The 14,693-nt window shown below is 47.7% G+C and carries 16 protein-coding genes and 1 pseudogene; 9 read left to right on the top strand and 8 right to left on the bottom strand.

Translation table 11 applies throughout. The annotated features are described in order from the left end of the window. Nucleotides 1-116 precede the first annotated feature (116 nt). Genes AC1DUA_RS04115 through AC1DUA_RS04105 form a run of 3 tightly spaced genes read right to left on the bottom strand, consistent with a single transcriptional unit; the run spans nucleotide 117 to nucleotide 699 of the window. Complete coding sequence (locus AC1DUA_RS04115; RefSeq protein WP_477498519.1) at nucleotides 117-263, bottom strand: hypothetical protein; 147 nt, start codon at nucleotides 261-263, stop codon at nucleotides 117-119. Further along, nucleotides 248-436 carry a hypothetical protein gene (locus AC1DUA_RS04110; RefSeq protein WP_477498518.1) on the bottom strand — a complete coding sequence of 63 codons (189 nt, stop codon included), beginning with the start codon at nucleotides 434-436 and terminating at the stop codon, nucleotides 248-250. Before AC1DUA_RS04110 ends, AC1DUA_RS04115 begins: the two co-directional genes overlap by 16 nt. 14 nt (nucleotides 437-450) lie before the next feature. Then, nucleotides 451-699, bottom strand: a complete 249-nt coding sequence (locus tag AC1DUA_RS04105; protein WP_477498517.1) for a hypothetical protein — start codon at nucleotides 697-699, stop codon at nucleotides 451-453. Nucleotides 700-925: 226 nt separating this feature from the next. On the opposite strand from AC1DUA_RS04105, the gene cysK reads away from it, so the two are divergent. Continuing rightward, the gene (cysK, locus tag AC1DUA_RS04100; RefSeq protein ID WP_477498516.1) at nucleotides 926-1,858 is read left to right on the top strand and encodes a cysteine synthase A; all 933 of its coding nucleotides are present in this window, start codon (nucleotides 926-928) and stop codon (nucleotides 1,856-1,858) included. 68 nt (nucleotides 1,859-1,926) lie between these two features. On the opposite strand, the gene AC1DUA_RS04095 is transcribed toward cysK, so the two are convergent. After that, a complete protein-coding gene (locus tag AC1DUA_RS04095) occupies nucleotides 1,927-3,780 on the bottom strand; it encodes a putative bifunctional diguanylate cyclase/phosphodiesterase (RefSeq protein ID WP_477498515.1) in 1,854 nt (617 codons plus the stop codon). A 183-nt stretch (nucleotides 3,781-3,963) separates the two neighbouring features. On the opposite strand from AC1DUA_RS04095, the gene AC1DUA_RS04090 reads away from it, so the two are divergent. The 5 genes and pseudogenes from AC1DUA_RS04090 to AC1DUA_RS04070 all read left to right on the top strand — a co-directional run bounded on the left by AC1DUA_RS04090 (nucleotide 3,964) and on the right by AC1DUA_RS04070 (nucleotide 7,610). Next, a complete protein-coding gene (locus tag AC1DUA_RS04090; protein ID WP_477498514.1) occupies nucleotides 3,964-4,806 on the top strand; it encodes an ABC transporter substrate-binding protein in 843 nt (280 codons plus the stop codon). 9 nt (nucleotides 4,807-4,815) lie between these two features. Next, nucleotides 4,816-5,832: pseudogene (locus AC1DUA_RS04085) on the top strand (FecCD family ABC transporter permease). Then, nucleotides 5,825-6,640, top strand: coding sequence for an ABC transporter ATP-binding protein (locus tag AC1DUA_RS04080; RefSeq protein ID WP_477498513.1), 816 nt, complete (start codon nucleotides 5,825-5,827; stop codon nucleotides 6,638-6,640). The pseudogene AC1DUA_RS04085 and the gene AC1DUA_RS04080 overlap by 8 nt, the downstream one beginning before the upstream one ends. Further along, complete coding sequence (locus tag AC1DUA_RS04075) at nucleotides 6,612-7,121, top strand: HugZ family pyridoxamine 5'-phosphate oxidase (RefSeq protein ID WP_477498512.1); 510 nt, start codon at nucleotides 6,612-6,614, stop codon at nucleotides 7,119-7,121. The genes AC1DUA_RS04080 and AC1DUA_RS04075 overlap by 29 nt, the downstream gene beginning before the upstream one ends. Nucleotides 7,122-7,148: 27 nt before the next feature. Continuing rightward, entirely contained in the window at nucleotides 7,149-7,610 is a 462-nt protein-coding gene (locus AC1DUA_RS04070) for a DinB family protein (protein WP_477498511.1), read from the top strand. A gap of 55 nt (nucleotides 7,611-7,665) precedes the next feature. Here the strand turns inward: AC1DUA_RS04070 and AC1DUA_RS04065 are convergent, their stop codons facing one another. From AC1DUA_RS04065 to AC1DUA_RS04050, 4 genes are all read right to left on the bottom strand, one after another. Further along, entirely contained in the window at nucleotides 7,666-9,195 is a 1,530-nt protein-coding gene (locus AC1DUA_RS04065) for an MDR family MFS transporter (RefSeq protein ID WP_477498510.1), read from the bottom strand. Nucleotides 9,196-9,298: 103 nt separating this feature from the next. Then, nucleotides 9,299-9,805, bottom strand: a complete 507-nt coding sequence (locus AC1DUA_RS04060; protein WP_477498509.1) for a hypothetical protein — start codon at nucleotides 9,803-9,805, stop codon at nucleotides 9,299-9,301. Beyond that, entirely contained in the window at nucleotides 9,802-10,272 is a 471-nt protein-coding gene (locus tag AC1DUA_RS04055) for a hypothetical protein (RefSeq protein WP_477498508.1), read from the bottom strand. The genes AC1DUA_RS04060 and AC1DUA_RS04055 overlap by 4 nt, the downstream gene beginning before the upstream one ends. A gap of 88 nt (nucleotides 10,273-10,360) precedes the next feature. Then, on the bottom strand, nucleotides 10,361-11,140 hold the full coding sequence (locus AC1DUA_RS04050) for a lipase family protein (protein ID WP_477498507.1): 780 nt from the start codon (nucleotides 11,138-11,140) through the stop codon (nucleotides 10,361-10,363). A gap of 136 nt (nucleotides 11,141-11,276) precedes the next feature. Between AC1DUA_RS04050 and AC1DUA_RS04045 the strand changes: the two genes are divergently transcribed. The 3 genes from AC1DUA_RS04045 to AC1DUA_RS04035 all read left to right on the top strand — a co-directional run bounded on the left by AC1DUA_RS04045 (nucleotide 11,277) and on the right by AC1DUA_RS04035 (nucleotide 14,590). After that, the gene (locus tag AC1DUA_RS04045) at nucleotides 11,277-12,992 is read left to right on the top strand and encodes an ABC transporter ATP-binding protein (protein ID WP_477498506.1); all 1,716 of its coding nucleotides are present in this window, start codon (nucleotides 11,277-11,279) and stop codon (nucleotides 12,990-12,992) included. Between the two features lie 96 nt (nucleotides 12,993-13,088). Beyond that, entirely contained in the window at nucleotides 13,089-13,250 is a 162-nt protein-coding gene (locus AC1DUA_RS04040; RefSeq protein ID WP_477498505.1) for a hypothetical protein, read from the top strand. A gap of 263 nt (nucleotides 13,251-13,513) precedes the next feature. Further along, the gene (locus AC1DUA_RS04035) at nucleotides 13,514-14,590 is read left to right on the top strand and encodes an ABC transporter permease subunit (RefSeq protein WP_477498504.1); all 1,077 of its coding nucleotides are present in this window, start codon (nucleotides 13,514-13,516) and stop codon (nucleotides 14,588-14,590) included. Nucleotides 14,591-14,693 lie beyond the last annotated feature (103 nt).

The raw sequence follows: 14,693 nt of genomic DNA, 5'->3' as shown, positions 1-14,693 counted from the left end.
CATCTACCATACCCACGCCCCGCCATTGGATGAAATCCAATGTATGAGGAGAATTGGCCCCAAAAGGGGAGCCCCCATTGGATGATTTCCAATGAAGGATCCCTCACCCCCCCTTTTTACCCCAAATTCAAGAGACTCCATTGGATTTCGTCCAATGTAATCACACTTTTGGCCTCCCACACGGCCTCTGCATTGGATTTCATCCAATGGCAATCCCCACTAGGGAGGCCTACGAAAGCATCAAGACTCACAGATGCTCCCATGATCCCTCCTTCAGCTCATAAGAGCGGATGCTATTCCCCGTTGCAACGGGAGACAAGCATCCCTTCTCGACCAAGCCACGCAGCCACTTGCGCGCCGTGCGAAAATCAACGTCCAGCTGCTGAATGACATCCTGCGGGCGTATCGCTCGACCGAGCATCCAGGCCAGCCGCAACACTTCTTTCTCCATCATCCGACTAGCTGATCTGGAGGTAATTGCACCGTTTCGGAGCATGCAAGGTGAGATTTACGATTCCAATCGTAGATTTCATACTCGGGGTGCAAATTGTCGAAATTTCCGAACAACGGCGCCCACACCTGCTGGAGAAAAAGTTTCTCCGCATACGCATGTCCCCTCAGTAATCGCCCCTTCCGTTCACCGCTCCGTAGAGCTGCGTGGTTCGCAATAAATGCAGCATGTAAGCATTCGAAATCCAATTCTCACCAACCTCCTCCTGTGCATAAAGAATAAAAAAACGCCCTTACGCCGCGAGGCGAAAGGACGTTCTTCGTCTGAATAAGTATATCAAATCCTTATATATAAGAAAATATCTTACTCCCTTATCAACATTATTGATTTCATTTTTGGCCATTTCCAAGCTATACTTTTATTATCCTAGTAAGTTCATGGGTTTAATGATTAAAGAAGGCGAGGTCATACGAGATGGCGACCATATACAATAATTTGACAGAGCTAATCGGCAATACGCCGCTGCTAGAGCTCTGGAATTACAATAAACGGCAGGGCCTTGAAGCCAAGGTAATGGCAAAGTTGGAGTATTTTAATCCGGCCGGAAGTGTCAAAGATCGTATCGGTTTCGCCATGATCAAAGACGCCGAGAAAGCTGGTAAAATAACACCAGACACCGTTATTATAGAACCAACCAGCGGGAACACAGGGATAGGACTTGCCTTTGCCGCTGCGGCATTAGGTTACCGCTTGATCATTACGATCCCGGAATCGTTCAGTATTGAACGAACAAAGTTACTGAAGGCTCTAGGAGCCGAAGTTGTGCTCACACCTGCTGCGGAAGGAATGATGGGAGCGATGAAGAAAGCAGAGGAACTGGCAGCGAAGTTGCCAAATGCTTACATCCCGCAACAATTCAGCAATCCAGCCAACCCCGAGGTGCACAGAAAGACGACAGCTGAGGAAATTTGGCGGGATACAGACGGAAATGTCGATATTTTCGTGGCAGGTGTGGGTTCAGGCGGGACGATCACGGGCGTGGGGGATGTTTTGAAGCAAAGGAACCCATCCGTGCAAGTCATCGCCGTAGAACCGGCCAATTCACCCGTACTACTGGGCGGCCCGCGTGGCGCACACCAGATTCAAGGCATTGGCGCAGGCTTCGTGCCAGATAATTATGACAGCTCCGTTGTCGACGAAATCGTGAGTGTATCCGATGAGGATGCCTTTGCTACAGCTCGCGCGTTGGCGAAGACGGAGGGACTGCTGGTCGGCATCTCCTCGGGTGCGGCTGCTTTTGCCGCTACGGAGATTGCCAAGCGGCCGGAAAACCAAGGGAAGACCATCGTGGTCATCCTGCCGGATACTGGAGAGCGGTATTTATCCACGGCACTATTTGACGAATAATCGTGGCTTATCTGGCCTCATAGTAAAAACAGAAGAACCGCTCCCGATGGGGGGCGGTTCTTCTGTTGCTAGACTTGAACGAGTGCGTGAAAAGCCTGATGTTCAGGCAGAGGTTTGCTGAAATAGTACCCTTGCACAAAATCACAGCCGACCGCTTGCAAGATGAGCAACTGTTCATGCTTTTCTACGCCTTCGGCCACTACCTCTTTGTCAATTCGCTGAACGAGCGAGATAATCGACTCCATAATCACCCGATCTACGGTTGAATCGTCAATATGATCAATGAAGGACTTATCAATTTTGATAATGTCTGCCGGCAATTGCTTGATATAGCTGAGAGAAGAGAAGCCTTTGCCGAAATCATCGAGCGCGATGCGCACCCCTTTGTCCCTAAGGAAGTTGAGGTGGTTAGTGGATGTTTCAATGGATTGAATAAGCAGAGTCTCCGTAAGCTCGAGCACGAGATGGCGGGGATCCAGCCCAGTCTCCGCTAAGATGACCATAACCTGATCCGCAAAATCATACTGCATCAACTGAAGTGCAGAGATATTGACGGATATGGTAAAAGACATCTGGGAGGCAACCTGCCACTTTTTAGCCGTATGACAAGCGGTTTGCAGCACCCAGTAACCGATCGGCACAATGAGCCCAGTCTCTTCGGCCAGTGGGATCCACTCACTTGGAGGGATATATACCCCATCTGGCTGCTGCCAACGCAGTAAAGCCTCATACCCTTTGACCTCTCCGCTGGGCACATGAATTTGTTTCTGGAAATGCAGAGTGAACTGATTTTGTGCCAATGCTCCTTGCAGCGCATCTTCCAACTTCCGCTTGTAAAGCTGATCCAATCGCATCGTTTCATCAAAAACACGGAACTGATGTTTCCCGCCGGCTTTGGCCTTACGCATAGCGACATCGGCGCATTTGAGCAGCTGTTCGGCAGATTGCCCATGATCCGGATATAAGGCGACTCCCATACTCACTTTGAGCGGAAAGGAAACGCCGGCGACTTGAAAAGGGGATTGGCAAGCTTTCCAAATGGCATGAACAGTGCTTAAGAAATCCGCATCAGTATCGCCTACATTCAAGATGAGGTTAAACTCGTCTCCTCCTGAGCGGGAAACATGCATGCCGGGAGTAAACGTATGTACCATTTTACGGGCAAAAAATCGCAAATATTGATCACCTGTGGCATACCCCACAGAATCATTAATCATTTGAAAGTTATCAATATTGACCCAAATGACACAAACTCGGCCATTCGCAGCACCTGCTTGCTGGATCGCATATTCTAAATGTTCATAGGCAGAGAAGCGATTCGGAAGCAAGGTTAGACTATCGGTGGAGGCCATGTGTTTGATCTGCTCGGCCTTATCCAGCATATCTTTCTGTAATGTGAAGAAGCGCTCCATGAGCTTTCTGTTATTACTGGAAACCAGGAGCAAGCTGATGATTATAAGCAGTGACCACGTCAGAATACCCATAAGTATTTGGGAGGACAGCTCGAAATTCTTGGCTTCTACAAATAGGAAGAAGTAGCAGTCCGCTGCCAAAACAAGTGAAATAGCGACGAACATCACCTTTCTGCGCATAAAAACTGCGGCTACAACAACGATGTAAATACTGCTAAATGTATTCGTCACAGCAGGTACAAACATCATTAAAAGCATGGTGTTAAGAAACTGTCCCCCAATGGGGATATAGCCGATCCAACCAGAATCCTTATGATAGCAATAGAAGATGACATAGGTCGAAAGGGTCAAGACGTTGGCGGCAACCATATACAAATAATGGGGAGTAGTTAACCCAAGCCTCATATATGAAAAAGAGATAACTAGGATGATAATCGTGAAATTCAGCAGCAATAATCGCAATGCAATCGTATTTCTCTGACAGCGATTTTCGCTTATTAAAAGATCCATTTGTATAAATGCCCCTATCAAAATTTGTCTTCTGTAGGTTCGTGTCGAATCATTAGTGATCCTGTTGAAAATTGTAAATTAAAACTAGATTTTTGTAAACCTTTGCCAGAAGACTAGGTGGATTACATCGATAAATTAAATTGACCAAAAGTTTATTTTACTTAAATAAAGGGGGGAAACAAAATGAAAAGCGCGTCAATGAAAATTAGTTTCATTGTGCTTATGGCCGTTTTGACAGCCGCCTGCGGCAATGCCCAAACGGCTAATGTAGCAGCACCGCAAGGTTCCGCAGCACCAACAGCTGCCGTTACTGCAGCGTCGACAGCAGCTACAGCAACGCAAGCACCGACTGCGCCAGTATCTACGATAGATGAGAAGAAAGTAACGGAGCTATTGGCTCAATTCAATAATAAAACACCTGCCAAGGTGGCAACCGTTTCTGTGTCCATTACAGAAATTTTGAATGAATTGGGTGTAGAGCCAGTTGGTGTGCCTACTTCCAGCAGCAAACTACCGGAGGCTTTTGCCAAGGTTGCTCGAATTGGCTCATCTCATCAGCCTAACTTGGAGCTGATTGCTAAGCTTACGCCAGACGTGGCGAAAGAAGAGTCAGCTGCGTTGGAGTCTTCGAAAGGGAAGACGGCTCCGAAAGTGCTGTTTCTTTTCGGATCGGCTGAATCGCTTATGCTTATGAATGAGAACACATTTGCAGGCAGTTTCGCGAAAAAACTGGGGGCTTCTAACGTAGTAAGTGATGTCATGAAGCTGAAAGAGGCCTACACGCCTGTCAATATGGAAAGCATCGTCGCAGCGAATCCAGATGCCATTCTTATCGTTGCTCATGGCGATCCAGCAGCCGCAGCCAAAAAGTTCGAAGAGGATGTAAAGAACAATGGCTCATGGGAAAAGCTTAGCGCCTTCAAAAACGGAAAAATGAAAACACTGGACTACAACTTATTCGGCATTGCATCCATTATGAATGCACCCGCTGCTTACAAAGAGTTATCGCAAGTACTGTACAAATAGCCCGGGGGAATGCAAGTGTTTCAAGTGGTTGAGAAACAGAAAAGAAAAGCAGCATTGATCGGGATCACCTGTCTATTACTAATCGTGGCTACCCTGCTCTCAATTGGTTTGGGTAGCGTTCATCTCACCTTAAAGGAGACCGTTATGACCCTAATGGGTCAGGGAGATATCGCGAACGACACCATCTTGTGGGATATCCGTATCCCCCGTGTGTTTCTTGCGCTGTTAATTGGAGCTAATTTGGCCGCATCAGGTGCATTGTTGCAAGCGGTTATGCAGAATCCTTTGGCAGATCCCGGACTCACGGGTGTATCCAGTGGAGCAGCGGTGGCGGTATTGTTCATCATCCTCGTGCTTCCGAGTTACTCCTCGATGGTGCCTCTGGCAGCCATTCTAGGAGGAGCGGGAGCCGCCGCAATGGTGTACATCTGGGCGTGGAATCGGCGCAGCGGGTTCGCGCCAATTCGTGTGATTTTATCAGGAGTTGCCGTCAATGCGGTCTTCGGTGGAGGCATTGGTCTTCTCACGATCTTGTACAGCGATAAGCTTCCGGCTGCGCTTCAATAGATGAATGGCAGCCTTTCCGGTAAAGGGATGAGCGGTGTTGCCGTCATTCTGCCATACTCGATCATCGGCTGGATTGCAGCATTCCTGTGCATCCGGCAGGCGAATATTTTGCGCCTAGGCGAACAAGCGGCCCACAATTTGGGTCAGAACCTGACGCGCATTCGCTTCACACTTTCGTTAATCGCCATTTATCTGGCAGCGATTTCGGTTTCTTCCGTTGGTCTTGTGGGTTTCGTCGGACTTATGGTTCCACACATTGCAAGAATCTTGATCGGCTCTGATTACCGCCAAATGCTCCCTCTGAGCTTGGTTATGGGCGCGCTGATTCTTCTCGTAGCTGATACGGTTGGGCGCACGGCGTTTGCCCCATTAGAAATTCCTTCAGGTATTGTTATGGCGATGGTTGGTGGCCCTTATTTCCTGTATTTGATGCGAAAGGGGGATGCAGCTCGTGCTTGAGGTACAATCCTTAACGATTCGATACGCTGAGCGGACGATTGTAAACAATTTTTCACTGAACGTTAATGAAGGAGAGGTTGTATCGATTATCGGGCCGAACGGCTCAGGGAAGTCTACGATCCTGAAAGGGGTATCCAGGCTCATTCCCTGCGAGAGCGGCCGTGTTTGCATCGCCAACCAGGAGCTTCAATCCCTAAGTACTAAGCAGATATCGCGTATGATGTGCATGCTGTGCCAGTCGAACACAAGTCCTGCGGATATGACAATTGAAGAACTGGTGGGCTACGGCAGGGTACCGCATAAAAAGTGGTATGAACGTTTTAACAAAGAGGATTATGAAATTATTCAGTGGGCAATGGAGCAAACTGGCATGCTTGCCTACAAAGACCGACTCGTTGTTTCTTTATCCGGAGGCGAAGCTCAGCGTGCTTGGATCGCCATGGCGCTCGCGCAGCGACCTAAGATTCTGTTGTTGGATGAACCCACAACGTATCTAGACATTGCGCATCAATTGGACGTTTTGGAGCTAGTTCGTAAGCTGAATCGGGAACTGAGCCTCACCGTCATAATGGTGCTTCATGATCTGAATCATGCGAGTACTTACAGCGATAGGGTTTGTGTTATAAAAGAAGGCTCCATGTACGAATACGGCAAGCCGAACGAGGTATTTACAAGTGATTTGATTAGGAACGTCTATGAGGTTGAAACCGATATTCAATATGCCTCCGACGGCTCCGGCCCACGCATACATATCTTAAAGAAAAGTGGAGGGATCCCCCATGAAACAACCGGACAAAGAAAGCATTAAACTTCAGTACTTGGAGTTCACGGATAGCCTGAAATCCTTGATGTTGAGCACAGTCGACGAGCAGGGCAAACCGTTCATTTCATACGCCCCTTTTGTTAAAAAGGATGGCAAGTTATATATCTACATCAGCCGAATAGCCAATCACTTCCGCTATATGGAGTCTAACCCTTCCGTGGATGTCATGCTTATTGAAGATGAAGTTTCCTCCGAAAATATGTTTGCCAGACAAAGGGCGCGTTTCGTATGTCAGGCCACGAACATTGGCAACGAAGGGTATGAAGACATCTTTGAACTTTTCGGAGAAGCATTCGGCAAACAGATGATTAATGTCCTGAAGACGCTGGACTTCTCGCTGTTCGAATTGACCACACTGCAAGGACGGTATGTGGCAGGTTTTGGTCAAGCGTATGATATCAACTTAACAGCAGAGCAGTTCGATCATGTAGCAAGAGATGGCCATCAACAACCAAAGTCTTCTTAATTTATCCGATAAGGGAGCGTAATGACTATGACTTTTACAATGGTATTACCGATTTGGAATGGAATTCAAGACCGTTTCCATGCTTCAATGAGAAAATTGCCAGAGGCCGATCTAACCCTTGAATTGGGTTCTGCCTCGATCGGATATATGCTTCGTCATAATGCGGAAGTTGAATATATGTTCGCTAACTGGTTTTTTGGTCGAAGCTTCCCTGAGGGGCTTAAGCTGCAAACCAGCGGAGGTCCATCCGCAAGTAAAGCCGTCTTTACGGATATAGAGGATCTGATCAATTTACTGATTGCTTCCAACGCTCACTTAATTGAGGCTATGCGTGAATTGCCGGATGATAAGTGGCATATTCCCGTTGAAACGGCGATCGGTACGTCGACACCTTTGGAAGCGGTGGGGCGCTTGATGTACCACACAGGTATCCATGCCGGTCAGATTTCATTGATTCAGAAACATTTCGCTATGAAGGAAAATGCCTAACATTTAATAAAGATCCCCATCCTGCTCGATGATGAGTGGAGGGGACCTTTTATTTTTAGTGGGATGCGGTGTACGCTTCTGTATGGGGCTCAATGACGAACTTTTCTCTGCTCATCGCGAAAGCGGCAGCTAGAGCAAGTACGGCGGGGATGAGTCCCCAAGCAAACGTAGTTGCGATAGAAGATGACAGCCCATCGGAAATTTGTGCAAGCACCCCCGAAGGAATTTGGGTACGGGTTGCTGGATCGAGCAGCGCATGCGGATCTTTGACATCGAAGCCTTGCGGCAAAGCCGCAGCGCCGCTGCCTGTGAAAGCTTCTGACAAATGCTTAGTCAGCGAATGGCTTTGAATAATGCCGAAGACGGTAATGCCAATCGTCATACCGAGTGAGCGGAGGAAATTCAGCGTTGAACTAGCTGCTCCCCGCCTATTGGCTGGTACCGAATGAATGGCAGCGTTGCTCAGAACCGAGAAGGAAGCGCCGATTCCCAGGCCAACTAAGATCATGTAGAGGGTGATGGTCAATCGCGTTGACTCTGGTGTTAGCGTCATGAGCAAAGCCATTCCCGCCACAAGCAGCACGAGGGTTGAAATGAGAATAGCACGATACGTAAATTTGCTGATCAGGAAGCCTCCAGCCGTTGCAGTAACGACGGTTCCCACCATCATCGGGAGCAGTACAAGCCCGGAATTGGTGGCGCTCCCGCCAAGTACGCCTTGAATGAAAATCGGAATATACACAGAAGCCGTGATGAAGGCGGCGCCACTTAACATCGCTATTGCATTGCTCGCTGCATATAGTCGGTCACGGAACATACGGAAGGAAATAATCGGTTCCTCCGCCCGAGTCTCCGCATAGATGAATAAGACCGCAAGCAAGGCAAATCCGGTGAATAATCCGAGAATGGGAGCCGAATTCCAGGCGTATTGCTTCCCTCCCAGCTCCATAGCGAACATGAGGCAGACGATTGCCCCTACAAGCGTGAAAGCGCCGGTCCAATCGATGCGCTGCTTAACATGCTGAAGGGATTCCTTATAGAAAATGGCGACCATCAGGAAGGCAATGAGACCTAGTGGCAGATTAATATAGAAAATCCACTCCCATTTTACGTAATCAGTCATATATGCGCCTAGCAGGGGGCCGAAAATGCTGGACATGCCGAAAACCGCGCCGAAGAGTCCCATTAATTTGCCCCGGCTTTCAGGCTTAACGGCATCGAACATAATCGTGAAGGCAATAGGGACCAAAGCCCCTCCGCCAATCCCTTGAATAGCGCGATAGATGCTTAACTGTACGATGGAAGTAGCCGTTCCGCAGAGAGCAGAACCTAGCATGAAGACTACGATGCCGAAGATGAAAAACCGCTTGCGGCCATACATATCCGAGAGCTTGCCGAAGATTGGCATTCCCGCCATTTCAGCGACCATGTAAGCGGATGTGACCCAAACAAATTTATCCAGTCCTCCTAGGTCTGCAATAATTGAGCCCATAGCCGTTGCAACGATTGTATTGTCCATGGAAGCCATGAGAATAGCGAGCAGTAATCCGGCTACAACCATGCCGGTTTGGTTCATTGATTTCATAAAGTGATCATTTCCTTTCTAAGATTAATTGGTATATCTGGATTATAAACAAGTAACCCTGACAAGAGTCTGTCAGGGTTGCTGGATGCCTATTTTTATATTTTCATTCGCTCTGCTTTTGTTTATCAAGTAGTTTTTGAAACAGCAGGAAATGAATCGACTGCAGAAATAAGTAAACCGGGAGGGAGAATATGAGCCTGTACCCATGCTTATAATGAAAGACTCCCACCAACAAACTCAGCCATTCAACGCCTACACTCAGGAGCGACCAGATGATTATGTAAGGAATGATGTAGAAACCTTTTAGACCGAGCCATTTGTATAGGTAAATAAAGAGGTAACCAAAGGGAGCATACATGGTATAGGAAAATATATCGAACCACTGGTACTTGGAATTATCTCCGACGTCGTAGAAATCAAAGGGAGGAAGCCCGATCGTATGATCAAACATAAGGCCAAATACGATCCCGATCAGCAAGGTGAACAAGGTCTGTACAGGGGTGAACTTTTTGGGTAATACGAGAATCAGCAACACCCCTAGAACAATCATGGCGATGACAAACCACTCATTTACGTTGAAATGGTTGTCGTAATTGACCACATCATTCATGCGGCCCTCTCCTTCCGCGTCAAATGCAGCAGCCAGCGAGCTAGACAATATGTCACAAGCAGCATGATTAGCAGCGTAATACTATCATAGAAGATGTTCCATGTGAGAACGATGATGGCACCCGATCTGTTGAGAATCAGGCAGCATAGAAGGAGAAAGATGAAGCTATAGAGGGAAATAAGCACTTTGGTGAGAAATTTGGAAGCTGTGAGATACACATTGGCAAAAGTAAGCAGCGTGAAGCAATATATGAAGTCTCGATATAGGATCACACAAAGGAATTCAGGGATTTGGGTGCTAAAGCGGTACAGGCTTAAATTATCACTGAATAATGTCATGCGATTGATATCGATGATGGACAAAACCATGTAGAGCAGCACATTCGTGATGAGAGGCAGTTTTTTGGGCAGTGTGACCAACACATGTAGGCAATACCAAACTAAAACTAGGAAAGAAACTAGGATCAAGGCTGAGCTCCCCTTTTATATGGAAATAAGCATCAACCTCTATCCTTGCCGTTATTGAGATGTTTAAACCATGCTGGTATTCCACGGATCATGGACAAAACCCCGGTGTTCGACTTTGCAGTTGCTCCGCATAGCGGGGATCAAGCTTTGCCAATTCGGCATAATAGCCGCTAATCGCATGGTTCGCGGACATGGAGCCAGCTTGGTAAGTGAGTTCGACGCCTTTTTTGACATGCAGATAATGGTAGACTTGTTCGGATCGGGGAGTTCTATAGATGAAAGGCGGAAGCTCAGGGACGATATCATTGGTATTATAAATGCGATAACGTGGCCCAGTTCTGCGGTTGAAGTGGCTGGCGAAATCTGGATTTCCGACGCGTGGTGAACCATAGGTATAGATAGAAGGTTCCTTGAACCTCGTGTTAGTCGTAAGATCGACGGCACATAGACTGGCGAGACATCCTCCAAGACTATGTCCCGTGAGGTAAAGTGTTTTACGAGGAGAAAGCTTGGAGATGGCGGATATAATCTGTTTGCGTGCGCTATTGTAGATATCGAGAAAGCCTTTGTGGACAAGGCCGCCGTCTTTGGCATAGGGATATACAGTCTGTCTGGCTATAGCATCGGAAATCCAATCTGACGTTGAACTCGTGCCTCTAAAAACAATCACAATCTGCCTATCAGACTCAGCGATGAAACCGAATGGCTCTTTACCGCCAAAGGCCGAGGTTGCCGTAAAGGAGGAAACCATTCGATAATTGCGGGGCAAAATGACGTTTTCCGGACCTTTCTCAAGCTGCCCGTAGCTCTGACTGCACATGGCGGCAAGGAAGATCGCGGTTCGTGTGTCCAAAGAGTTAATAAGCATTGTCAGTTCCTCCACACACAGAATGCTGTTCAACTATATATATGAAAATTGTGGACAGCTGTCCCCCGGTAACCGCCTATTTTTTTCCTCATTCATTTTCTTTGATGTATAATAGTCGATGGAGGTGTGAATTAACGTGTTGAAACGTTTCTTTTCGTACTATAGGCCATATAAGCACTTATTTATTTTGGATTTTACTTGCGCGGTTGTGGCTGGGCTCCTGGAGCTTGGTTTTCCGCTAGCTGTTAATCAAGTGGTCGATAAATTACTGCCTGCCGGGAATTGGGCTTGGATTCTTTGGGCTTGTGCAGGGCTGCTTGCAGTCTACGGACTGAACACAGTGCTGAATTTCATCGTCACGTATTGGGGTCATAAGCTGGGGATTAATATCGAGACGGATATGCGGAAAAAGATGTTCGACCATCTGCAGAAGCTTTCCTTCCGGTTCTATGACAATAACAAAACAGGTCAATTGATGTCGCGTATGACCAATGACTTGCTGGAGATTGGTGAAGTAGCGCATCATGGTCCCGAGGATTTGTTTATTGCGGTAATGACGCTAATCGGCGCGCTTCTGCTCATGCTGAGCATTAATGTGAAGTTGGCGCTATTAACCTTCGTGATTGTACCTTTATTACTCTGGATTGCTGTATATTTTAATCAAAAAATGACGAAGACGTTCCGCCGAATGATGGGCGATCTCGCCGATATTAATGCTAGAGTCGAGGATAACATTGGCGGCATTCGTGTCGTGCAAGCTTTTGCGAACGAGTCTTACGAGAAGAAGCTGTTTGAGGATAACAATGGGCGGTTCCGTATAACCAAGCTGCTTTCTTATAAAATCATGGCATGGAATGTCTCGTTAAGCTATATTCTCATGCGTTTGGTGACCGTGTTCGTATTGATTTGTGGAACATGGTTCGTGATCGATAAGCAAATTTCCTACGGGGAATTCATTGCGTTCGTTCTATTAACGAATGTATTCCTGGGTCCGATCCAGAAAATTAATAACGTCATTGAGAGCTATCCCAAAGGTATTGCCGGATTCAAGCGGTATTGCGAAGTGATGGATACAGAGGTCGAAGTGTCTGATCGGCCTGACGCTGTGAAAGTTGGCCATCTCAAAGGACAGATAACATTCGATTCTGTCTCCTTTGGGTACGGGCAGGAAGCCCGGGTCTTGAATGACATTACCTTGTCCATTCGCGCAGGCGAAACCGTTGCTTTCGTTGGTCCTTCCGGTGCAGGCAAGACAACGATCTGCAGCTTGCTGCCGAGATTTTACGATGTAAATGAAGGCAGCATTTCCATTGACGGCATGGATATACGCGGTATCCAGCTGGAATCGCTGCGCCGCCAAATTGGCATCGTGCAGCAGGACGTGTTCTTGTTCTCCGGCACGCTGCGGGAGAACATTGCTTACGGCAAGCTGGGCGCGACGGATGCCGAGATTTGGGACGCTGCAAGGCGTGCGCAGCTGGAAGGTTACATCCAGTCCCAGCCGAAGGGACTGGACACGGTCGTTGGCGAGCGCGGCGTCAAGCTCTCGGGCGGACAGAAGCAGCGCCTTGCGATCGCGCGGATGTTCTTGAAGAATCCGCCAATTCTCATCCTCGATGAGGCGACTTCGGCGCTCGACACCGAGACCGAGGCGGCGATTCAGCAGTCGCTGGCCGAGCTGTCGCAGGGGCGGACCACGCTTGTGATCGCCCATCGACTGGCGACGATCAAGAATGCGGACCGCATCGTGGTCGTGACGGAGCAGGGCATTAGCGAGCAAGGCGGTCACGAGGAACTTATTGCTGTGGGCGGTGTTTATAGCCGTTTGCACCAAGCGCAGTTTAGCTCGTGAGCGAGTAAAGTTTGATGGAACCTGGCAGCGATCTTAGTGATCGCATGCCAGGTTTTTTTTGAAGTTTAAGGAGTAGCCGAAGGGTGGACTTTATTTATGCTTAAAGGTGAAATAACAGCAATTTCGACTGTTAAAAATGGCGCTGCGGGAGGGTTTTGTGGAATAAAGGAAGTTACTCCAGTTAATTCAACCACAGCTGCCTCTTTTTATGAGAAAACTAGCGGAATAACAGGATATTTTCCATCTAATTCCATCTAATTAGCCCATTTGACCAAATTAGCCTGATTATTTCCACGTAAAATTTATTCAGGGATCAGGGCGGTGCCGCATAAGTTGGCAGGGTTAAAAGACAATTGCTTAAATCTCATAGCAGGGCCACCTAAAAGTGTCAGTGACTTGGTCGCTGACGCTTTTCTTATTTAGTAAGCTGAAATTAAAATGGATAGTGCTCCCAAATGAATCATGGTAAACTATGAAATAGTTATCTACCAATGGTGAATAATAGAACGAGGTGACCGGTTTTGAAGTCAACGCTACGGTGGCTGTTACTCGGGGTGTTTACACTTGTGTGTATCTTCTTTCTGAGCAACATCCGAAATGCATTCTTGTCTACCCAGCCAGATCAAATTCGGCTCACGCTCGGACCGAATACAAGCATTCAGAAAATAAGTGAACAACTGCCGGGAAGCCGAATACTCAATGAGAAAACGGGTTTGCTATCTGTTCCCTATGGCAAGACGTGGGACTACATCGGCAAGACGATGACGATCAAAGGTATCTACCCAGCGTCAGCTGTTCCATTGGAGCGTCCTATCATTTCATGGCGATACTACAGCTATTCGGTGAAAGAGCAAATCCAGGGTTTTTTCCATGGCGATTTCGGTAAATTCCGCAGTCCATACAACCGCAGTGAAGTCTCAGTGATCGGAGAACTTCCTACTATGCTGCTTCGAACTTGTACGTATTTCATCCCTGGCCTGCTGATGGCTATTGTGCTTAGCATGCTGATGGCGATGTTAGCGTCATTGTGGCGAAGATTAGGCGTAGTACTAGATGGTGCGCAAGCTCTGCTTGTGGGCTTACCTGATTTTTTCTTAATTGTTCTTATACAATTAGGCGCGATCTATGTAACGAAGTTGTTGGGTCATTACGTGCTGCTAATTGTACAAGTTGGTGATAAAACGCCTTTCCTCATCCCCTTTCTCACCATCGCACTGATTCCGTCGGTTACGATTTACGGTACCATGCGTGTCGCTATTACGCGCGAGCTGGGCCAGGACTATGTCGTTACCGCACAAGCCAAAGGGTTAACACGTGGTGAGGTGCTGATCTCGCATGTTCTGCGCAATGTCATGCTCGATCTGCTCTCGATTCTGCCGAAGGCGACGACATTGGCACTGGCGAGTATGGCTGTTGCGGAAGCGATCTGCGGCATCTTCGGCCTGGGAGGCTTCATTACTTCGCCTGCCATGCAAGGTGTCACATCGATGTCGGTCATATGYATGTCGCTCGTGCTGCTTGCAATGGCTTTTCACGTGCTGTATGCCTTGCTGCGCAAAAGGTTTGTCGTTCGCACAGGGGAGGTTGTCTCACGATGATAAAACGTTCATCAAGCGCATTTTATATCTCTATTGCTCTTATCGTTCTCATCCTTCTTGTTGCGATATTTGGCACATGGCTGAAGCCACACGGTATTGCGCC

Source organism: Paenibacillus sp. 01T422 (genome assembly GCF_056398785.1).
This window is presented reverse-complemented; position numbering and strand designations above follow the sequence as displayed.